At 61.7% G+C, this 21,869-nt stretch carries 16 protein-coding genes; 8 read left to right on the top strand and 8 right to left on the bottom strand.

What is annotated here, in order from left to right; genetic code table 11:
* The first annotated feature begins 85 nt into the window (after positions 1-85).
* The gene (nadB, locus tag NCR98_RS03000; RefSeq protein WP_250525484.1) at positions 86-1,684 is read left to right on the top strand and encodes an L-aspartate oxidase; all 1,599 of its coding nucleotides are present in this window, start codon (positions 86-88) and stop codon (positions 1,682-1,684) included.
* 19 nt (positions 1,685-1,703) lie between these two features.
* Here the strand turns inward: nadB and nadC are convergent, their stop codons facing one another.
* The 6 genes from nadC to purN form a co-directional block, all read right to left on the bottom strand.
* Positions 1,704-2,585: a carboxylating nicotinate-nucleotide diphosphorylase gene (gene nadC / locus NCR98_RS02995; RefSeq protein ID WP_250525483.1), complete on the bottom strand. Its 882-nt coding sequence runs from the start codon at positions 2,583-2,585 to the stop codon at positions 1,704-1,706.
* The gene (gene nadA, locus NCR98_RS02990; protein ID WP_250525482.1) at positions 2,582-3,709 is read right to left on the bottom strand and encodes a quinolinate synthase NadA; all 1,128 of its coding nucleotides are present in this window, start codon (positions 3,707-3,709) and stop codon (positions 2,582-2,584) included. The genes nadC and nadA overlap by 4 nt, the downstream gene beginning before the upstream one ends.
* Positions 3,710-3,887: 178 nt before the next feature.
* Complete coding sequence (locus NCR98_RS02985) at positions 3,888-5,084, bottom strand: DesA family fatty acid desaturase (RefSeq protein ID WP_244827223.1); 1,197 nt, start codon at positions 5,082-5,084, stop codon at positions 3,888-3,890.
* A 227-nt stretch (positions 5,085-5,311) separates the two neighbouring features.
* The gene (locus tag NCR98_RS02980) at positions 5,312-6,688 is read right to left on the bottom strand and encodes a mechanosensitive ion channel family protein (RefSeq protein ID WP_250525481.1); all 1,377 of its coding nucleotides are present in this window, start codon (positions 6,686-6,688) and stop codon (positions 5,312-5,314) included.
* Positions 6,688-8,001, bottom strand: coding sequence for an RsmB/NOP family class I SAM-dependent RNA methyltransferase (locus NCR98_RS02975; RefSeq protein WP_250525480.1), 1,314 nt, complete (start codon positions 7,999-8,001; stop codon positions 6,688-6,690). Before NCR98_RS02975 ends, NCR98_RS02980 begins: the two co-directional genes overlap by 1 nt.
* Positions 7,998-8,648 (bottom strand): phosphoribosylglycinamide formyltransferase, encoded by a 651-nt coding sequence (gene purN, locus NCR98_RS02970; RefSeq protein ID WP_250491894.1) that lies wholly within the window; start codon positions 8,646-8,648, stop codon positions 7,998-8,000. The genes NCR98_RS02975 and purN overlap by 4 nt, the downstream gene beginning before the upstream one ends.
* 150 nt (positions 8,649-8,798) lie before the next feature.
* On the opposite strand from purN, the gene NCR98_RS02965 reads away from it, so the two are divergent.
* The 7 genes from NCR98_RS02965 to NCR98_RS02935 all read left to right on the top strand — a co-directional run bounded on the left by NCR98_RS02965 (position 8,799) and on the right by NCR98_RS02935 (position 18,825).
* The gene (locus tag NCR98_RS02965) at positions 8,799-9,794 is read left to right on the top strand and encodes a bifunctional riboflavin kinase/FAD synthetase (RefSeq protein WP_250463459.1); all 996 of its coding nucleotides are present in this window, start codon (positions 8,799-8,801) and stop codon (positions 9,792-9,794) included.
* Between the two features lie 90 nt (positions 9,795-9,884).
* Positions 9,885-12,716 carry an isoleucine--tRNA ligase gene (gene ileS, locus NCR98_RS02960; RefSeq protein ID WP_250525479.1) on the top strand — a complete coding sequence of 944 codons (2,832 nt, stop codon included), beginning with the start codon at positions 9,885-9,887 and terminating at the stop codon, positions 12,714-12,716.
* On the top strand, positions 12,716-13,222 hold the full coding sequence (gene lspA, locus NCR98_RS02955) for a signal peptidase II (protein WP_244827217.1): 507 nt from the start codon (positions 12,716-12,718) through the stop codon (positions 13,220-13,222). The genes ileS and lspA overlap by 1 nt, the downstream gene beginning before the upstream one ends.
* A 54-nt stretch (positions 13,223-13,276) precedes the next feature.
* Positions 13,277-14,494, top strand: coding sequence for a bifunctional phosphopantothenoylcysteine decarboxylase/phosphopantothenate--cysteine ligase CoaBC (coaBC, locus tag NCR98_RS02950; RefSeq protein ID WP_250508645.1), 1,218 nt, complete (start codon positions 13,277-13,279; stop codon positions 14,492-14,494).
* A gap of 4 nt (positions 14,495-14,498) precedes the next feature.
* Positions 14,499-15,518, top strand: a complete 1,020-nt coding sequence (locus tag NCR98_RS02945) for an LLM class flavin-dependent oxidoreductase (RefSeq protein ID WP_250525478.1) — start codon at positions 14,499-14,501, stop codon at positions 15,516-15,518.
* Positions 15,515-15,961, top strand: coding sequence for a dUTP diphosphatase (gene dut / locus NCR98_RS02940; RefSeq protein ID WP_250525477.1), 447 nt, complete (start codon positions 15,515-15,517; stop codon positions 15,959-15,961). Before NCR98_RS02945 ends, dut begins: the two co-directional genes overlap by 4 nt.
* A gap of 353 nt (positions 15,962-16,314) precedes the next feature.
* Positions 16,315-18,825, top strand: a complete 2,511-nt coding sequence (locus tag NCR98_RS02935; protein ID WP_250525476.1) for a hypothetical protein — start codon at positions 16,315-16,317, stop codon at positions 18,823-18,825.
* 73 nt (positions 18,826-18,898) lie between these two features.
* On the opposite strand, the gene clpA is transcribed toward NCR98_RS02935, so the two are convergent.
* Together clpA and clpS are read right to left on the bottom strand one after the other, a co-directional pair.
* Positions 18,899-21,202 carry an ATP-dependent Clp protease ATP-binding subunit ClpA gene (gene clpA / locus NCR98_RS02930; RefSeq protein ID WP_244827212.1) on the bottom strand — a complete coding sequence of 768 codons (2,304 nt, stop codon included), beginning with the start codon at positions 21,200-21,202 and terminating at the stop codon, positions 18,899-18,901.
* On the bottom strand, positions 21,199-21,513 hold the full coding sequence (clpS, locus tag NCR98_RS02925; protein ID WP_244827211.1) for an ATP-dependent Clp protease adapter ClpS: 315 nt from the start codon (positions 21,511-21,513) through the stop codon (positions 21,199-21,201). Before clpS ends, clpA begins: the two co-directional genes overlap by 4 nt.
* Between the last annotated feature and the right edge of the window lie 356 nt (positions 21,514-21,869).

Here is a 21,869-nt window from a genome sequence, read left to right as displayed (position 1 = left end):
GGGTTATCCGTGCCGGTTGGGTGGCGAGCGCGTTATGCTTGCCGGCTTGCAGTCATAAAAAGCACATAGACGGAGATCGAGCAGCATGAATTTCGATGTAGCGATCGTGGGAAGCGGGCTTGCAGGCTTGAGCGTGGCGTTGAACCTGGCCGAAACGCGGCGCGTCGCGATCATCGCCAAGCGCGCGGTGAGCGTCGGCGCGAGCGACTGGGCGCAAGGCGGCATCGCGGCCGTGCTGGATTCGGCGGACAGCATCGACAATCACGTGCGCGATACGCTCGTCGCGGGCGCCGGACTTTGCGACGAAGCGGCGACGCGCTTCATCGTCGAAAACGGGCGCGCGGCAATCGAATGGCTGATCGCGGAAGGCGTGCCCTTCACGCGCGATGTCTCCGCGGAACTCGGCTTCCATCTGACGCGCGAAGGCGGCCATAGCCATCGGCGGATCATTCATGCCGCGGATGCCACCGGCCACGCAGTCGTCACGACGCTCAACGAGCGCGTGCGCAATCATCCGAACATCACCGTTCTCGAAGACCATACCGCGATAGATCTGATCACGTCCGACCGGCTCGGCTTGCCGGGGCACCGCTGTCATGGTCTCTACGCGCTGGATCTCGCGAGCGGACGAACGGTGACGATTCAAGCGCCGCACACCGTGCTCGCCACGGGCGGCGCGGGCAAGGTTTATCTGTACACGACGAATCCCGACACGGCCACCGGCGACGGCATCGCGATGGCGTGGCGCGCGGGCTGCCGCGTCGCCAACATGGAGTTCATCCAGTTTCATCCGACTTGCCTGTTCCATCCATACGCCAAGTCGTTCCTGATCTCCGAGGCCGTGCGCGGCGAAGGCGGCGTACTGCGTCTACCCGACGGCACGCGCTTCATGCCCGCGCACGACGAACGCGCCGAACTCGCGCCACGCGACATCGTCGCGCGCGCGATCGACTTCGAAATCAAGAAGCGCGGCATCGATTGCGTCTATCTCAACATCAGCCATCAGCCGCGCGCGTTTCTCGAAGAACATTTCCCGACGATCCTCGCGCGTTGCCGCGAATTCGGCATCGATATCGCGAAGGAGCCGATTCCCGTCGTGCCCGCCGCGCATTACACCTGCGGCGGCGTCGTGACGGACCTCGCGGGCCGCACGGATCGCGCGGGACTTTATGCGGTCGGCGAGACGTCGTACACAGGTCTGCATGGCGCGAACCGGCTCGCCAGCAACTCGCTGCTCGAATGTCTGGTGGTCGGGCGCGCGACGGCCGAGGCGATCGAGACGGAAGGTTATTCAGCGGGCTGCCATGCGCCGCTGCCCGACTGGGACGAAAGCCGCGTATCCGATCCGGACGAAGAAGTCGTCGTCGCGCACAACTGGGACGAGTTGCGGCGGCTGATGTGGAATTACGTGGGCATCGTGCGCACGGACAAGCGGCTGGCGCGCGCGCAGCACCGGCTTGCGCTTTTGCGCGACGAAATCCACGAGTACTACGCGAACTTCAAGGTCAGCCGCGATTTGCTGGAACTGCGCAATCTCGTGGATGTGGCGTCGCTGATCGTGGAAAGCGCGTGCTCGCGACGCGAGAGCCGCGGGCTGCACTTCAGTCGCGACTGGCCGGCGACTTTGCCGAAAGCGCTTCCGACTGTGTTGATGCCGCCGGCGGCGAGGCGGCGCGCGGTTTAGATGTCGACGCGCAGCAAGCTTAGTCTTCGATCAAGCGCATCGAAAAATCCGTTGCCCGCACGTCCTTCGTCAATGCGCCGATAGAGACGCGGTCCACGCCCGTCTCCGCAATCGCCCGCACGGTCTCGAAATTCACGCCGCCCGAAACTTCGAGCAGCGCCCTTCCCGCCGTCACGCGCACGGCTTCGCGCATGGCGTCGAGCGTGAAGTTGTCGAGCAACACAGATTCCGCGCGATACGCCAACGCGGTTTCAAGCTGCGCCAGCGTTTCCACTTCGATCTGAATGGGCACGCCTGCGTCGAGCGCGAGCGCGGCGTCCATTGCAGCGCCAACGCCGCCCGCCGCCGCGATGTGATTTTCCTTGATCAGAATGCCGTCATAGAGCGCGAGCCGCTGATTGGCGCCGCCACCCACGCGCACCGCGTACTTCTGCGCGAGCCGCAAGCCGGGCAGCGTCTTGCGCGTGTCGAGGATGCGCGCCCGCGTGCCTTCGATGGCATCGACATAACGGCGCGTCGCCGTTGCCACGGCCGACAGCAATTGCAGGAAATTGAGCCCGTTGCGCTCGGCGGTCAGAAGCGAACGCGCCTGGCCGTGCAGCAAGACGACCGGCGTATTCGCCGTCATGCGCTCGCCTTCGCGATACCGCCATTCGACTTCGATGCTCGGATCGACGCGACGCATCACCTCGTCGAACCACGGCGCGCCGCACAGCACCGCCTCTTCCCGCACGATGATGCGCGCCGTGCGACGTGTGTCTGCTGGCACGAGACGCCCCGTATGATCGCCGCTGCCGATGTCCTCGGCGAGCGCATCGGCGACATTGCGGGCGAGCGCGGCATCGAACGCTTCGCCGTACTGCGCGCGAATCTCCGCGAATAAAGGCGAATGGTTCGTCATGCGGGCCCCACGTTCGAGAACAACGTTTGATCCTTCGCGAGATCGCCGCTCGCCTGCACACGCTTCTTGTGACGCGCGGCGAAGTCGAGCATGCGGTCGATCGGCACGCGCGCGCGCTCGGCGATAGCCGCATCGACGTGAATCTCGTTGTGGCCGCGCTCGAGGACATCGGCGAGATTGGCGAGGCCGTTCATCGCCATCCACGGACAATGCGCGCAGCTCTTGCACGTGGCGCTATTGCCGGCGGTCGGCGCTTCGATGAAGGTTTTGCCGGGCGCCGCGAGCCGCATCTTGTGCAGGATGCCGAGATCGGTCGCGACGATAAAGCGCTTTGCGTCGAGCTTGACGGCGGCATCGATCAGCTGCGTGGTCGAACCGACGACGTCCGCCAGTTGCACGACGCCTTCCGGCGACTCCGGATGAACGAGAACCTTCGCGTCCGGATATTCGGCGCGCAAAAGATCCAGCTCGATGCCTTTGAACTCGTCGTGCACGAGACACGAACCCTGCCACGAGAGCATGTCCGCGCCGGTCTTCTTCTGGATGTAGTTGCCGAGATGCCGGTCCGGCGCCCACAGAATCTTCTCGCCGCGCGCGTGCAGATCCGCGACGATTTCCAGTCCGATCGATGAGGTGACCATCCAGTCCGCGCGCGCCTTCACGGCCGCGCTAGTGTTCGCATACACGACGACCGTGCGGTCCGGGTGAGCATCGCAGAAAGCGGAGAATTCGTCGGGCGGACAGCCGAGGTCGAGCGAGCAGGTGGCGTCCAGATCGGGCATCAACACGCGTTTGCCGGGGCTCAGGATCTTCGATGTCTCGCCCATGAAACGCACGCCCGCGACGACCAGTGTCTTCGCGGCGTGATCGCGGCCGAAACGGGCCATTTCGAGCGAATCGGCGACGCAACCGCCCGTTTCATCGGCGAGTTCCTGGAGCTCGGAGTCCACGTAATAGTGCGCCACCAAAACCGCCTGTTCCCGATGCAACAGCGCACGGATTCGCGCCTTCAATTCGCGCTTCTCTTCGGCGGACGGCGCGTTGGGAACACTTGCCCACGCCTCGCCTACGCCGCACGTCAGGCCATGCGGCCGGTCGTATTCGACGCTCCTGATCGCTTCCATTGTTTCTGTCTCCTGTGTCCGCGCGAGTGTCGTGCCGGCGCTGACTCGTATCGATGCGCTGCCCGGCCACGCTGCAAACCTAGCGCCGCGACAAAACGCGAAATCCGCCGCCCAAAAACAAAGACCCCGCCAGAGCGGGGTCTTGTGACGTCATCAAATTTTAACGGATATCGCGATATCAGGCGTAGCGTCGCAGGCGCATCGCGAAGTCTTGCAGAGCCTTGATGCCGCTCTCTTCCGCACGGTGGCACCAGTCCTGCAATTGCACCAGCAGTTGCTCGCGCGACGCATTGGAGCGGTCCCACATTGCCGACAGGTCCTTGCGCATTTCGATATACGTGCGCAGCTTCTGGTTGTCCGAGAACAGTTCCGGCAATTGCTTGCGCTGCGGCTCGTCGAGACCGTCTTCTTCCTTATGGACCCACTTGCGCGCACCGCGCATCAACTGATACTTCTCACGCGCACCGGCTTCCTTCAGCTTCGACAGTTCCTGTGCGTATGCGCGCTTGAGCGCCTTGCCGTAGCGCGCCATCACTTCGTAGCGGTTCGCGAGCACGGCTTGCAGCGTGTCGTTGTCGAGCACAGACTTGCTGTCCGCCAGACGCGGTGTGGGCGCGACCTTCTTCACCTTGGCGAGACCCACAGCCGACAACATGCGGATATAGAGCCAGCCGATATCGAATTCGTACCACTTATTCGACAGCTTCGCCGACGTGGCATACGTGTGGTGATTGTTATGCAGCTCTTCGCCGCCGATCAGGATGCCGAGCGGGAAAATGTTCGTGCTGGCATCGGCCGAATTGAAGTTGCGATAACCCCACCAGTGCGCAAGACCGTTGACCACGCCAGCTGCCCAGAACGGAATCCAGATCATCTGCACGGCCCAGACCGACAGACCGACGATGCCGAACAGCGCCACGTCGATAACCATCATGATGCTGATGCCGAGGATCGGATAACGCGTGTAGAGATTGCGTTCGAGCCAGTCGTTCGGCGTGCCGTGACTGAACTTGCGCATGGTCTCTTCGTTTTTAGCTTCGACGCGATAAAGCTCGGCGCCTTCGAGCAGCACCTTCCAGATGCCGCGCGTTTGCGGGCTGTGCGGATCTTCTTCGGTTTCGCACTTCGCGTGGTGCTTGCGGTGGATCGCCGCCCATTGGCCGGTCAGCATGCCGGTGGTCGACCAGAGCCAGAAACGAAAAAAGTGACTCGCGATCGGATGCAGGTCGAGCGCACGATGCGCCTGGCAGCGATGCAGATAGATCGTGACGCCAGCGATGGTGACGTGCGTCATCGCGAGCGTGAACAAAATGATCTGCCACCAAGAAAAGTCGAGCAATCCGTTGGCGAGAAATTCGAGAGAAGAATTCAGCAAGGCAATTTACCTATCTAGCTGTGAAATTCGGAAAAAATGGCCGGTGCGAATGACGCTGAACACCGTGTTGGGCACATGAAAGAAACGCGCGCAAGTTCGATCGCATTCTACTGCATGCGTTCCAAGTCTTTGTCGTAAAGGTAGAATTTCTTGTATGGTAACAAAACGCGCAAAAACTCACGCGCCGATTTAATGCCTGTTTTCGATCCAAATCAACGGATCGAGCATCAAACCGGGGCTCCGGCCGGCCCTGCGGCGTCATCGCCGCCCCTTTCGGCATTTCCTACCGTGTCGACCGGTGCATTGCGCGCGTCGCCAACAATCCTTATCTCGCGTTGCGCGTAGGGGATTTCAATGCCGTTGTCACAGAATAACCGCCAAACACGACGATTTACCTGCGACTTGACGCCGCCCGTGCCCTTCGCGGCATCTTCGATCCAGAAACTCAGTTCCAGGTTGATTCCGTCAGCGCCAAAGCTGGCAAGCAACGCAGCGGGCGCAGGGTCCTGCAACACGCGGTCGACATCGTGCGTGGCCTCCACGAGTAACAGCATCGCGCGTTCCACGTCGGAGCGATAACTCACCTGCACGGCAATCTTCGCGTTGCCGCGCGTCAGAAACGACGAATGGTTCTGTACCACGTCAGTGATGAGTTTTTCGTTCGGAATCAACGTTTCGATGCCGTCGAGTCCGCGAACGACGGTATAACGCGTGCGAATCTGCGTGACCGTGCCCTGATAGTTGCTCACGTTGATCATGTCGCCAAGCCGCAGCGACCGGTCGAGCAGAATGATGAAGCCCGAGACATAGTTGCTCGCGATCTTCTGCAAGCCGAAACCCAGCCCCACGCCGAGCGCGCCGCCGAACACGCCGAGCACCGTAATGTCGATGCCGACGATAGACAGACTGACCAATATGGCCGCGAGGATCATCAGTGCCCGCGCAACGCGGCCGAGCACGACCTTGAGATTGGCGTCGAGTGAGCGGGAGCGCATCAGCCGGTCGTCGAGCAGCGCGCCGGCCCACATCGCCACGATCAGCGTCACGCAGACCCACAACACGCCCGATGCAAGCGACAGCAGAGTCATGTGCGCGTTGGCGAAATTGAAGCGCACGCTCGCCATCCAGCGCACGACGTCGTCCTGTATGCCCATTACGGTGAGCAGCATCACGACCCAAACAATGGTCGTCACGAGCTTTTCGAACAGAAAGAGGAGCGCGCCCGCCTCGTGCTCGGTGCCGTCGCGACTGAACACGCGGCGCGCGACATAGAACATCAGATAGATGACGGTGATGCCCAACAACGGCACCAGCGCGAGCCGCAGGAACGCGGTGTGGATGAACGGCGCGAGCAACAGTTGCGCGGCCGTCACGAACACCGTGCCGAGCAGCGGAAAGAGCGCTTTGTTCAGGCTCTCCGCGCCGAAGCGCACCGCCTCGAAGCGCGACTGGCGGCGCGCATCCAGCCGCTTGCGCAGCAGCCGCGCGCACCACCACGCGACGACCAGCAGGCCGATCAGAACCGCAACCTGCCACAGCACCTCCGGTTCGCCGAAGTCGCGAAACAGGCGTTCGGAAAGATGCGTCAGGATGCGGTTCGGCATCAGCTTTCGGAAGGCGCTTTGTCTTCCGCCGCAGAAGCCTTCGGCGATTTTGCGTCGGGCACGCGTTCCAGCACGGCGGCGAAGAAGCCGTCGGTGCCGTGCTTGTGCGGCCACAAAGACAAGAACTCGCCCGTGTCGAGGTCGATGCGCTGTTCCGTCAGCACATCGCGCGCGGGCACGACACGGAAGTTCGGATGCGCTTCCAGAAACTGCTTCACCACGCCTTCGTTTTCGGCTTCGAGCATGCTGCACGTCGCGTAGACGAGACGTCCGCCGGGTTTGACGAGGCGCGCCGCGCTCGTGAGAATCGAGAGCTGCTTGGGCGTGAGTTCCGCAACCGTCGCGGGCGATTGCCGCCACTTCAGGTCGGGATTTCGACGCAACGTGCCCAAGCCGGAGCAGGGAGCATCGACGAGAACGCGGTCGATCTTGCCCGCGAGGCGCTTGATCTTCGCGTCGTGTTCGCTGTCGATCAGCACCGGATTCACGTTCGACAACCCGCTGCGCGCAAGACGCGGCTTGAGTTTGGCGAGACGCCGGTCGGAGACGTCGAACGCGTAGAGACGGCCGGTCGAGCGCATCATTGCGCCGAGCGCCAGCGTCTTGCCGCCCGCGCCCGCGCAGAAGTCGACGATCATCTCGCCACGGCGCGGCGCCATCAGCGAGCACAGCAACTGGCTGCCCTCGTCCTGCACTTCGATCCAGCCTTCCTGGAACGGCGCGAGGCGCGTAAGCGCGGGCTTGCCGTCCACGCGGACGCCGAACGGCGCGAACGGCATTTCGCCCGCGTCGATGCCGGCTTCGCTCAGCGCTTTCAAAACGACATCGCGGCTCGCCTTGATCGGGTTCGTGCGCAGATCGAGCGGCGCCGGATAGTTCAGCGCGGCCGCGAGTTTGGCGAGTTCCTCGGCGTCGAAACGCTTGGCCATGGCCTCGTAGATCCACTGCGGCAAGTTCGTGCGTATGCGCACCGGCAAGCTCGCGGGATCGATCTTCGATACCTGCGCGAGCCATTGGTATTCGTCGGCCGAGACGTGCGGCTTGAGCGCGGTGAGACCGGCAGTCTGCATCAGTCCGAGCAGCGCGAGACGCCGCGCCTGGTTGCCGCTGCCGCTTTCGGCCAGATGCGAAAACTCCATTTTCCGGCGCAGCACGGCGAACACCGCCTCCGCGATCACGCCGCGCTCGCTGTGACCGAGCTTCGGATGCGCGCGGAAAAAACGGCTGGTCGCGGCATCGGCGGGACCTGAAAAGCGGAGTACGTCCGCCAACAGCGTTTCGGTTTGACCAATCAAAAATCCATGCAGCCTCATGCGCCCTCCCCGGCAATGTCGGCAAAGAGCCACTGTGGCTCAGAGGAACGAAGCGCGACGCGCTTTCCCTCGATGGCAAGACGCCCTTCCACGAACCAGCGCACCGCGCGTGGGTAAATCTCATGTTCGACGGCCAGCACGCGCTCGGCGAGCGTGGCGGCGTCGTCGCCGGGCAAGACCGGCACCGCGGCTTGCGCGACGATCGGACCATGATCCAGCTCGGGCGTCACGAAATGCACGCTTGCGCCGTGCACGCGCACGCCGGCATCGAGCGCTTGCTGATGCGTGCGCAAGCCCGCGAAACTCGGCAAGAGCGACGGATGCACATTGAGCATGCGCCCCGAATAGCGTTCGACGAAGGCATTTGTCAGAACCCGCATGAAGCCCGCGAGCACCACGCAATCCGGTTCGAAGCGATCGATTTCCCGCGCGAGCGCGCCATCGAACGCTTCACGCGAGTCGAATTCGCGATGATCCACCACCACGCCTTGAATGCCGTTCTCGGCCGCGAAGCCAAGCCCGGCGGCATCCGGCCGGTTTGAAACGACCGCGCGAACGCGAGCCGGCCAGCCTTCGCGCGCGCAAGCACGCACGACGGCCTCCATGTTGCTCCCGCGTCCGGAGATCAGAATGACGATATTTTTCATTCGCGGATTTTATCATTCGGCGACGGCGAAAATCGTGCCAATCCGATTGACGAGCGCGCAGCATCCGGCCGCGCGCGCCCGTCGATGCGTGCGAGCGTTTATAATCTAACGCTTTGCGGCGCAAGCCCTGCCCACCCACCAACGTCTATCGTGAGAGTCTTTCGCGGCCTCCCCAATGCCGAAAGCCGGTCGCCTTGTGCGCTGACCATCGGCAACTTCGACGGTGTCCATCGCGGTCATCAGGCGTTGCTCGCGCGCGTGCGCGCCGCCGCGGACGCGCGCGGGCTGCCGGTCTGCGTCATGACCTTCGAGCCTCACCCGCGCGAATTCTTCAATCCGGCGGGCGCGCCGCCGCGTATCGCTATGTTGCGCGACAAGCTCGAAGCGCTGCGCACGAATGGCGTGGATCGCGTGGTGGTCGAGCATTTCAATCACACGTTCGCGAGCCAGCCGCCCGACAAGTTCGTCGAAGACATCATCGTGAACGGGCTGCACGCGCGCTGGGTCATGATCGGCGACGACTTCCGCTACGGCGCCAAACGCGCGGGCGACTTCGAATCGCTCAAGGCAGCCGGGGAAAAACACGGCTTCGAAGTCGAGCAGATGGCAACCGTCGCGCATCCGAACGGCGCGCGCATTTCGTCGTCGTCGGTGCGCTCGTCGCTCGTCTCGGGCGACCTCGACGCCGCGCAACTCGCGCTTGGCCGTCCGTACGTCATCAGCGGCCACGTCGTGCATGGCGCGAAGCTTGGCCGCGATCTCGGCTTTCCCACGCTCAACGTGCCGATTGCGCACAAGCGGCCCGCGCTCGCCGGCATCTTCGTCGTGCGCGTGCATGGGCTTGCCGATGAACCCTTGCCCGCCGTCGCGAGTCTCGGCCTGCGCCCGACCGTCGACGACTCCGGCCGCGTGCTGCTCGAAGTCTTCGTGCTCGACTGGCATGGCGACGCCTACGGCAAGCTCGTGCGCGTCGAATTCCTGAAGAAGCTGCGCGACGAAGAAAAGTACGTCGACCTGGAAACGCTTTCCGTTGCCATCGCGAAGGACGTCGCCAGCGCGCGCGCCTACTTCGGCCTGCCGCCGGCAAGCGCGGCGGGCAGCGGCGCGACGGGCTTCGCCATTTCGGCCACCGACCGAATTAGGTGAGCGGGCGGCGCCCTTGCGCCGCCCGCTGCCCCGTCATCGAATCACTGCGCGCGTCGGCGACGCCGTCTCACCGAATTCACCGAGTCACACATGAGCGACAAGAAACAAAAAGCTGCTGCGAAATATCCCGTCAACCTGCTCGACACCCCGTTCCCCATGCGCGGCGATTTGCCCAAGCGCGAACCTGCGTGGGTGAAGGAATGGCAGGACGAAAAAATCTACGAGAAGATTCGCGCCGCCAGCAAGGGCCGCAAGAAGTTCATCCTGCACGACGGCCCGCCGTATGCGAACGGCGACATCCATCTGGGTCACGCGGTCAACAAGATTCTGAAGGACATGATCGTCAAGGCGCGCAATCTCGCGGGCTTCGACGCGGTCTACGTGCCGGGCTGGGATTGCCACGGCATGCCGATCGAAATCCAGATCGAAAAGCAGTTCGGCAAGTCGCTGCCGGCCACGGAAGTCATGCAGAAGGCGCGCGCTTATGCGAGCGAGCAGATCGAGAAACAGAAGGTCGGTTTCCGGCGTCTTGGCGTGCTCGGCGATTGGGACAATCCGTACAAGACCATGAACTTCGCGAACGAAGCCGGTGAAATCCGCGCGCTCGGCAAGATCATGGAAAAGGGCTACGTGTTCCGGGGCCTCAAGCCCGTGAACTGGTGTTTCGACTGCGGCTCGGCGCTAGCCGAAGCGGAAGTCGAATACAAGGACAAGACCGATCCGACCATCGACGTGCTGTTCGCGTTCGCCGAACCCGAAAAGACCGCGCAGGCGTTTGGTTTGCCCGCGTTGCCGAAGGCTGAAGGCGGCATCGTCATCTGGACGACCACGCCCTGGACCATTCCCGCCAATCAGGCGCTGAACGTGCATCCGGAGATCGTCTACGCACTCGTCGATACCCCGCGCGGCCTCCTCATCCTCGCGCAAGAGCGCGTCGAGGCATGCCTGCAGAACTACGGCTTGCCGGGCGAAGTCATCGCCACGACGACCGGTGCGAAGCTCGCGAACCTGCGGTTTCATCATCCGCTCGCGGCGGCGCATCCGGGCTACAAGCGCACGGCGCCCGTGTATCTCGGTGAGTACGTGACGACAGAAAGCGGCACGGGCGTCGTGCACTCGTCGCCAGCGTACGGCGTGGAAGACTTCGTGTCGTGCAAGGCGCACGGCATGTCGGACTCCGACATCGTCAGCCCCGTCATGGGCGACGGCCGCTATATCGAATCGCTGCCGCTTTTCGGCGGACTGTCGATCTGGGACGCGAATCCGCGGATCATCGAGGCGCTCGAAGGCGCGGGCTCGCTGCTCAAGACCGAGAAGTACACGCACAGCTACATGCATTGCTGGCGCCACAAGACGCCGATCATCTATCGCGCGACCTCGCAATGGTTCGCAGGCATGGACGTGACGCCGAAGGACGGCGGCAAGACGCTGCGCGAGACCGCGCTGGAAGGCGTCGAGAACACGGCGTTCTATCCGTCGTGGGGCAAGCAGCGCCTTTACAGCATGATCGCGAATCGCCCGGACTGGACGCTTTCGCGTCAGCGTCAGTGGGGCGTGCCCATGGCGTTTTTCGTGCACAAGGAAACGGGCGAACTGCATCCGCGCACGCTCGAATTGCTCGAGGAAGTGGCGAAGCGCGTCGAGCAAGGCGGGATAGAAACATGGCAGGCGCTGGACCCGCGCGAGCTGATCGGCGACGACGCCAACATGTACGAAAAGAACCGCGACACGCTCGACGTCTGGTTCGACTCCGGCACGACGCATTGGCACGTACTGCGCGGCTCGCACAAAGACTCGCTGCAATTTCCGGCGGACCTGTATCTCGAAGGTTCGGACCAGCATCGCGGCTGGTTCCATTCGTCGCTGTTGACGGCATCCATGCTCGACGGCCGCCCGCCCTACGACGCGCTTCTCACGCACGGCTTCACGGTCGATGGCGAAGGCCGCAAGATGTCGAAGTCGCTCGGCAACGGCGTCGATCCGCACGAGGTGGCGAACCGTCTGGGCGCGGAAATCATTCGCTTGTGGATCGCATCGACGGACTATTCCGGCGAGCTCGCGATCTCCGAGGAAATCCTGAAGCGCGTGACGGAGACGTACCGGCGTATCCGCAACACGCTGCGCTTCTTGCTCGCGAATCTGTCCGACTTCGACTTCGAGAAGAACGCGTTGCCGGTCGAAGACTGGCTCGAAATCGATCGTTACGCGATCGCGCTGTCGCGCAATCTGCAGGACGACGCGCTCGCGCATTACGAGAAATACGAGTTCCACCCGGTCGTCGCCAAGATCGCCACGTTCTGCTCGGAAGACCTGGGCGGCTTCTATCTCGACGTGCTGAAGGATCGTCTTTACACGACGAAGCCCGATTCACGCGAGCGCCGCAGCGCGCAGACGGCGCTTTATCACATCGCGCATGGCTTGCTGCGGCTCATCGCGCCGTATTTGTCGTTCACGGCGGAAGAGGCGTACAAGGTGCTCAAGCCCGGTCAGGAAACCATCTTCACCGAGGTCTATCACGCGTATCCGGAAGTGGCGAACGCGGGCGAATTGCTCGATACGTGGACGCTCATCCGCAACGCGCGCGGCGACGTGACGAAGGCGCTGGAAGAAGCGCGGACGGCCAATCTGATCGGCTCGTCGCTGCAAGCCGAGGTGCTCGTGCGCGCAAGCGGCGCGCGTTATGACGCGCTCGCCAGTCTCGGCGATGCGTTGCGCTTCGTGCTGATCACGTCATCGGCGGCGCTCGAGCGCGTGGCGAGCGAAGCGGAAGAAGGCGTGGACGTGAGCGCATCGAGCTATCTCAAGTGCGAGCGCTGCTGGCACTACTGTGCGGATGTCGGCTCGCACGCGGATCATCCGGGACTGTGCGGCCGCTGCTTCTCCAACCTTTTCGGCGCTGGCGAAACGCGGGGCGCGGCATAATGGTTCGAACGATGTCGAAACAAACTTCCGGTAGTGGCTCGCTTGCGCCGTGGCTCGGCGTCGCGCTGATCGTCATTCTGTTCGATCAGTTGACCAAGATCGCGGTGCAGAAGATTTTCGCTTACGGCGAACCGCACGCGCTCACGCCCTTCTTCAACCTGTTCCTCGTCTATAACCGCGGCGCCGCGTTCAGCTTTCTCGCGGCGGCGGGCGGCTGGCAGCGCTGGGCGTTCACGGCGCTGGGCGTGGTGGCTGCTGTCGTGATTGGCTATCTGCTCAAGAAGCACGCCGCGCAACGGCTCTTCTGCACGGCGCTCGCGCTCATCATGGGCGGCGCGATCGGCAACGTGATCGATCGTATCGCTTATGGTCACGTGATCGACTTTCTGGACTTTCACGTGCGCGCGTGGCACTGGCCCGCGTTCAACCTTGCCGACAGCGCGATTACGGTCGGCGCGGTCCTGCTCGTGTTCGACGAACTGCGGCGCGTGCGCGGTTCGCGCTGATGTTTCCGGCGCGGCTTTACAGAGAGCCGTGCGTCTCGCATCGATGGAGGCAAGTTGACTAGCGAACTCACGGGTAAGCATTTGGTGCTTGGCCTCACCGGCGGTATCGCCTGCTACAAGATCGCGGAACTCACGCGCCTCTTGATCAAGGCGGGCGCGACCGTGCAAATCGTGATGACGGAAGCGGCCACGCAGTTCATCACGCCAGTCACCATGCAGGCGTTGTCGGGCCGTCCCGTCTACACCTCGCAATGGGACGCGCGCATGCCGAACAACATGCCCCATATCGATCTTTCGCGCGAGGCGGATGCCATCGTCATCGCGCCCGCATCCACCGACTTTCTCGCGAAACTCGCGCACGGCATGTGCGACGACCTGCTCTCGACCTTGTGCATTGCACGCGATTGTCCGCTGCTCGTCGTGCCCGCCATGAACAAGCAGATGTGGCAAAACCCGGCCACGCAGCGCAACGTCGCGCACATTCGCGGGGATGGCATCGAGGTGCTAGGACCGGATTCGGGCTCGCAAGCGTGCGGCGAGGTCGGCGACGGACGCATGCTCGAACCCGAAGCCACGTTCGAAGCCATCTGCGCCTTCTTCCAGCCGAAGATTCTGCGCGGCCAGCGCGTCCTCATCACGGCCGGCCCGACTTTCGAGCCGCTCGATCCCGTGCGCGGCGTCACGAACCGTTCATCAGGAAAGATGGGCTTCGCGCTCGCGCGTGCGGCGGCGCAAGCCGGCGCGGACGTGCATCTGGTGGCGGGGCCCGTTTCGCTGCCAACGCCCTGGGGCGTGTTTCGGCAAGACGTGCAGACGGCCATGCAGATGCATGACGCCGTCATGCAGGCCACGCCCGATGCGGACATTTTCATCGCGGTGGCGGCGGTCGCGGACTGGCGTGTGGATCATGTCAGCGAGCACAAGATCAAGAAGGTCGCGGGTCAGCCGTTGCCATCATTCGAGTTCGTCGAGAATCCGGACATTCTTGCGTTGGTGGCCAAGCAGCCGAACCCGCCCTATTGCGTCGGCTTCGCGGCGGAAAGCGGCGATCTTGACGTTCACGGCGAAGAGAAGCGCAAGCGCAAAAACGTGCCGCTTCTGATCGGCAATCTCGGTCCGCTCACGTTCGGCCGCGACGACAACGAAGTCGTGCTCTTCGAAGCATCCGGCGCGACACCCTTGCCGCGCGCCGACAAAGCGACGCTTGCTCGTACGCTGATCGGCGAAATAGCGAAACGCGCGCCACGCGGCGGCGGCTCGATCCTCTCCTAACCCCATGACAAAGCTCTCGGTTTTAGACCAGACGCCTGTGATCCACGGTCACTCGACCGCGGATGCCATCGCGGCCACGCTCGATCTCGCTCAACTCGCGGACGACCTCGGCTACACGCGCTACTGGTGCGCGGAGCATCACGGTTTGTACGGTGTGTCGAACCCGTGTCCGGAAGTGATGCTCGCGCGTATCGGAAGTCTCACGAAGCGTATCCGCATTGGCTCGGGCGGTGTCATGCTGCCCTACTACAGTTCGTTCAAGGTGGCCGAACAGTTCCTGATGCTCGAAGCGCTGTTTCCGAATCGCGTGGACTTGGGTGTCGGGCGCGCGCCGGGCGGCGACATGCGCACGGCGCAGGCGGTGGCCGCGGGTTCATACAATCGCGGCGACATTTTCCCGCAACAAGTGGCCGAACTCGTCGCGCTTTTCAAAGGCGAACTGCCCGATGATTCACTCGCGAAAGGCGTGCTGCTTCAGCCGCAGATCGAAACGCGTCCGCAACTGTGGATGCTCGGCTCCAGTGATTTCGGCGGCTTGCTCGCCGCGCAACTCGGCATTCGCTTTGCGTTTGCGCACTTCATCAACGCGCAGTATGGGCATCGCGTGGCGGAGGCTTATCGCGAGCGTTTCACGGCCGGCCACGAGGAGAAGCCTTATCTCGCCGCAGCCGTTTTCGTGATTTGCGCCGGTACCGACAAGGAAGCCGATGCGCTCGAACGCGCGGTGGATCTGCGGCGCGTGCAAATGGCTTATGGTTTGAATCAGCCTATTCCGTCGATTGCGCAGGGCATCTCGCAGGTCTACGGCGAACGCGAGCTCGCAGTGATCGCGCATGAGAAAGCGCGCAGTATCATCGGCACGCCAGAGCGCGTGACGGAAAAGCTGCATGCGCTGCAAGAGCAATTCGACGCCGATGAACTCATCGTCCTTACAGTCGCCGGCAGCTATGCTGCGCGCACGCGGTCCTATCAACTTCTCGCCGAGGCATTCGAACTCGGCCGCCACGCTCAAAAGAACGTATGAAACTCGACGTCAAGATTCTCGATGCGCGCATGCGCGATTTCCTGCCCGCGTATGCCACGCCTGGCAGCGCGGGCCTCGACCTGCGCGCGTGTCTGGACGAGCCGATGGTCATCGAGCCGCATCAAACCGTGCTCGTGCCCACTGGCCTCGCCATTCATCTCGCGGACCCCGGTTATGCGGCGCTAATTCTGCCGCGATCAGGACTCGGTCATAAGCATGGCATCGTGCTTGGCAATCTGGTCGGTCTGATCGATTCGGATTATCAAGGGCAACTGATGGTATCGACATGGAATCGCGGGGACACTGCATTTACGTTGAATCCGATGGAGCGTCTTGCGCAATTGGTGATCGTGCCGGTGGTGCAGGCACAGTTCAATATCGTCGACGATTTCGATGCCAGCGCGCGTGGCACGGGTGGTTTCGGTAGCACGGGCAAGCACTAAGCCGCATAGGTCGGGCTGCAACGGCCCGATCAGTCGTTTTCTATTCGAGCGCCATCACCGGCGCGCCCCGATACGGTGCGCAAATCTCGGATTTCTCCCATTCTGGCATTTATTTCCGCTACCTATAAATCGGGTGTCGAACTGATTTAAAGGTGTTCGGCACCACGCCTCGATAAGCTGGCAGCGGCTATCGAGATTCTCAATATCTTGATTGTTCTAGGAGCCGACAAACAAGACACATTGCAATTAGTTCGTTGTACATACTTAAATAAAGTAAGTTCACAAAGGCTCGTTATTATTTCGTATATCGAATTGATAATGATTCCAGCCGAAATAACGAATGGAGCAAGAACATGCAGATCAAATATGATGCAGTCGTCGGTGCGGGCGCCAATGAATGGTACGGCACGATCATCGTCTCCAACCTGCGCTATGAAGACGACAGCGCGGTCACGGTCGACAACTATCTTGCGTTCAACTTTCACTCCCCAGCCAATATCGACGCTACGGCAATTACGCCAGCGTATTCCGTGTACGTGATCGGAGACATTACCGCCGACGTTTCGCAGCTGGGCGACGGCACTTTCGACGCCACCGTGACGATCGACTACACCACGTCCTACACGATGCAGCCGGCGGATCAGATCACCATCGGCATCAATGGGAATCTGGTAGCCAGCCCCGACACGTGGCTCAATTCGTTCACCTTCGCGGCGGACCAGTCGCCCGATATCGAAGGAACCCTGTCAATCACGTGTCCGGCCGCGCCCGATCCCGCTCTGTCCGGTGTGCTTCCCACACTCACGCTGACTCAGGGGGACGCGGCCGTCACCGTCGTCCTTTGCTATGACCAGACGTGTACGTCCGAACTGGAACAAGGCACGTATAGCGTGATAGCCAACCCTGTTGTCACGGGCGATGAGACGGTCCTCGCTCCGTTGCTCGTGGACCAGTCGACCGTCAAGATCGTGGCGGGTCAAACCTCGTCGCTTAAAGCGAGCTTTGGTCCGGTCGAATATTACTGTTCGCTCGATCTCTCGTTTGGCGCGCTTACCGGCCTTTCGACCGAAACGCTTCATGTGACGGTGAACGACATCGAGACCGGCGCGACGCTCGCATTATTCGACACCCGGACGAACAGCGTCGTTTCGCTACGCAAGCTGCCACCCTCGGGCAGCGCACGAGTCTCGATTCAAAACGTCGCGCTCAATAATGTCGAATACTCGTTCTCGGTGCCGCTCGTCACGCTGACGAACGCACTGCAAACGTTGACGATCAGTGATTCGATGATCACCACCTCGAACGTCCCCACCACGGGCTATGTCGAGCTGCCGATCAATATCACGGCTCAGGATGCGGTCGATCATGCGATCGAATTGCGTCTGACGGGCGGTTCCATGACCTATGTGCAGAACGTATCCGCCAAGTCGCAACAGACGGCATTTGCCGTTCCGATACAGCCAGGCAGCTATAGCACGACGGCGGGCGATTTCCTTCTCGCGGGCGTGGTCTATGTCGTCGAGGCACCGTCCTCGCTCAACGTGACGAACGACGAGAGCGCGCATCTCGATGTGAACATTACGACCTCCGCCAATCTCACCGTGCCCGGCTTTCCGAACTATCTGTCGTTCGGCGGCTGTACCGATCTCGTGCCGAGCAATGAAGCGGATTTCGTCGCCGCGCGCGCAACTTCGATCTTCTGTTATGCCGGAACGGACGGCGCTGGCGACGCCAGCACGTATCTGACGGACGACCCTCAGACCCGCGCGACGATCTCGCTCGCCCGTTCAGTCGAGGACGACCTGGGCAATGTGCAGCCGGTGCTGCCCGTAATGGTGTCCTACACCTGCAACCTGTCGCTCGGCGACACGCCGGACCAGTTGGCGAACGCGGACGCTCACGCACACAGCTTCGCGAACTACATTCTGGCGCTCAATATCGCGAACGAGGCAATCGACAGCGCGCATCCGGTGCCTGCGGGATTCATCGTGAATCCTGACTTCCTCGGCTCATGCGAGCAGGGTAAATATGCTCCAACTTACGCGATGCCGGTACGCGCGCCGCTGCAGACCGCGCTCGATCACTGGCAGGTCACGGCCACGATTCCCGCTAACGTCACGGAGGACATCAAAGGCTACGTGCTGGCCGTGAACTGGCTGACGCGCACCATCGCGCCCAAGGTGACTTTCGGCTGGCAGATCAACCTTTGGGGTGTGGGCTACTCGGAGTGGATCTACGAGGCCGACGTCGATCCCGCGCAAATGGCGCAGCAGACGGCGAGCTATGTCCAGAGCCTTGGCGTCTACGACGAGCCGTACAAGCCCGACTTTCTGGCTATCGACCGGTACGAAGCCGACGACTTTACTCAGCGCGCCTACGAGAATGGCTACTGCTACGGCCCACGCGAATGGGATCGCTTTTTCGACTTTTGCAAGGCCGTCAGTCGTGCGCTCAAGTTGCCCGTGATGCCGTGGCAAATTCCAGCCAGCCACATACCGACCGTTGACGACCCGGTCGCGGACCCGTTCGATTCGCAGCACTGGGGCACGGGCGGAAGCTGCATTCTCGGCGATCCGGCAATCGGCTCGGATGCGAGCCACGTCAATGCAACCGTGCTTGCGCTGCCTTTCCCCGATGCGTTCACGCAATACATGGGCAACACGGTCGCGGACATGTTCACGCGCTCCGAGCCGTTCGATATCACCAACCCCCTCTACGGCGACTTTCCACTGCGTGGCATTTTCACCTTGTTGCTCGGCGGCGGCGCGACAACTGGCATTGTCACGACCATAGGCAACCCGGAACCGTGGACCAGACAGAAGCTGAATATCTATATGGATAACCCGATCTCGCTCGATCACTAGGAATCTGGGCGAGACGCGTAAAAAAACGGCGCGGATTCAATCCGCGCCGTTTTTGTCTTCAACCGCAAAAAACTCAATCTACCTCGATCGCTTCCGGATTCGGATTACGCGGCGGAGCCGTGTTTTCGTCGAAGGTCAGTTGCACCTTGTCTTCCGCATCGACGTCCACCGTCACGCGACCACCGTTCAGAAGCTTGCCGAACAACAACTCATCGGCGAGTGCGCGGCGGATGGTGTCCTGAATCAGACGCTGCATCGGTCGCGCGCCCATCAGCGGATCGAAACCGTGCTTCGCCAAATGCTTGCGCAATGCGTCGGTAAAGACCGCGTCGACCTTCTTCTCGTGCAGTTGATCTTCCAGTTGCATGAGGAACTTGTCGACCACGCGCAGGATTATTTCCTCGTCCAGCGAACGGAAGCTGATGATCTGATCAAGCCGGTTGCGGAACTCAGGCGTAAACATCCGCTTGATGTCGGCCATTTCGTCGCCCGACTCGCGCTTCGCGGTGAAACCGATCACCGCCTTGCCCATGGCCTCGGCGCCCGCGTTCGTCGTCATGATGATGATGACGTTGCGGAAGTCCGCCTTGCGGCCATTGTTGTCGGTCAAGGTGCCGTGGTCCATCACCTGCAGCAGCACGTTGTAGATGTCCGGATGCGCCTTCTCGATTTCGTCCAGCAGCAGCACGCAATGCGGCTTCTTCGTGACGGCCTCGGTCAGCAAACCGCCCTGGTCGAAGCCGACATAGCCCGGCGGCGCGCCGATCAACCGGCTCACCGCGTGACGCTCCATGTATTCCGACATGTCGAAGCGCAGCAACTCGATACCCAGCGTGAACGCCAGTTGTTTCGCGACTTCGGTCTTGCCGACACCGGTCGGGCCGGAAAACAGGAACGCGCCGATCGGCTTGTCCATCTTGCCGAGACCCGCACGTGCCATCTTGATCGACGCCGACAGCGCATCGATAGCCGGGTCCTGACCGAACACGACCGCCTTCAGGTCGCGATCGAGCGTCTGCAGCTTGCTGCGATCGTCCTGCGACACGCTTTGCGGCGGGACGCGCGCGATCTTCGAGATGATCTCTTCGATCTCGCTCTTTCCAATAGTCTTCTTCTGCTTCGACTTCGGCAAAATGCGCTGGGCCGCGCCCGCTTCGTCGATCACGTCGATCGCCTTGTCCGGCAGATGACGATCCGTAATGAAGCGCGCCGACAGTTCAGCAGCCGCCGACAGCGCGCCCGACGAATATTTCACGCCGTGGTGCTCTTCGAAACGCGACTTCAAACCGCGCAGAATCGCAACTGTCTGCTCGACCGAAGGCTCGGTGACATCGACCTTCTGGAAACGCCGCGAAAGCGCCGCGTCCTTCTCGAAGATGCCGCGATATTCGGTGAACGTGGTCGCGCCAATGCACTTCAACTGTCCCGACGACAACGCCGGCTTCAGCAGGTTCGACGCGTCGAGCGTACCGCCCGAAGCCGCGCCAGCGCCGATCAGCGTATGAATTTCGTCGATGAACAGAATGGCGTGCGGACGCTCTTTCAGTTCCTTCAATACCGTCTTGAGACGCTGCTCGAAATCGCCGCGATACTTCGTGCCCGCCAGCAACGCGCCCATATCGAGCGAGTAGACCTGAGCGTCGGCCAGAATGTCCGGCACTTCGCCGCGCGTAATGCGCCAGGCGAGGCCTTCCGCAATCGCGGTCTTACCCACGCCAGCTTCGCCGACCAGCAGCGGATTGTTCTTGCGGCGACGGCACAGCACCTGCACCACGCGCTCGACTTCGGACTCGCGGCCGATCAGCGGATCGATCTTGCCGTCCTTCGCGCTTTGGTTGAGGTTTTGCGTGAATTGTGCGAGCGGCGTTTCTTTCTGCGCCGCGGCGTCTTCCGACTCCGGATTCGCCTCGCTGCTCGCCTTGGCTGCATCGCCGCTACTGCTCTTGGCAATACCATGCGAAATGAAATTCACGACATCGAGACGCGTCACGCCCTGCTGTTGCAGGTAGTAGACCGCATGCGAATCCTTCTCGCCGAAGATCGCGACGAGCACATTCGCGCCGGTCACTTCCTTCTTGCCGTTCGAGGTCGATTGCACATGCATGATCGCGCGTTGAATCACGCGCTGGAAACCAAGCGTCGGCTGAGTATCGACGTCGTCCGTGCCGGGCACGGTCGGCGTGTTGTCATGAATGAAATTGCGCAGGTTCTGACGCAAATCTTCAATGTTGGCTGCGCAGGCACGCAACACCTCAGCCGCGGTCGGATTGTCCAAAAGGGCGAGCAAGAGATGCTCGACCGTAATGAACTCATGCCGCGCCTGACGTGCTTCCATAAACGCCATGTGCAGACTGACTTCCAGTTCCTGGGCAATCATGCTTCCTCCATCACGCACTGCAGCGGATGACCCGCCTGCCGTGCATGGCTAACGACTTGCTCAACTTTGGTCGACGCAATGTCTCGCGTGTAGACCCCACAAACTCCCCTGCCTTCGCGATGAACCTTCAGCATGATCTGCGTCGCAGTCTCACGATCCTTATTGAAGTATTCCTGCACGATCATCACGACGAATTCCATCGGCGTGAAGTCGTCGTTCAGCAGCACTACCTTGTACATCGCCGGCTGCTTGAGCTTCTGCTCCTGCCGCTCAAGTACCGTTCCGTCCTGCTTGTTGGGATTTGTCGCCATACACCCATTCTAAACAACACCGATTTCATCGCAATCGTCGCACCAGCGCCGGTCACCCGGTCGATATTACTGCTGGCTGCAACGCTCGCAGATGGAACGTCCATTCAATCCTGCCGCTGCTTATCACGTCAGCGCGGCCCGCTTGCACCTCGTTGAAACCAGTATCGCACAGCTTCAAAAAAAACAAACTGCACGCCGGGTGCCGGGGGCCGCCGGGTTACCACACAAGTGAGACGATTATGCGACTTTTCAAGATGGCTTGCTTGGGCGGCTGCGCACACGCAATGCAGGAATTACCCTACGAATGCGACATACACAACGAGCTTAACGGCCATCTCAAAATTTCCTTGACACCC

The sequence above is a fragment of the Caballeronia sp. GAWG2-1 genome (genome assembly GCF_023631405.1).
Classification (GTDB): Bacteria; Pseudomonadota; Gammaproteobacteria; order Burkholderiales; family Burkholderiaceae; genus Caballeronia.
The sequence above is the reverse complement of the archived record's forward strand: the minus strand, read 5'-3'. Positions and strand labels throughout refer to the sequence as shown.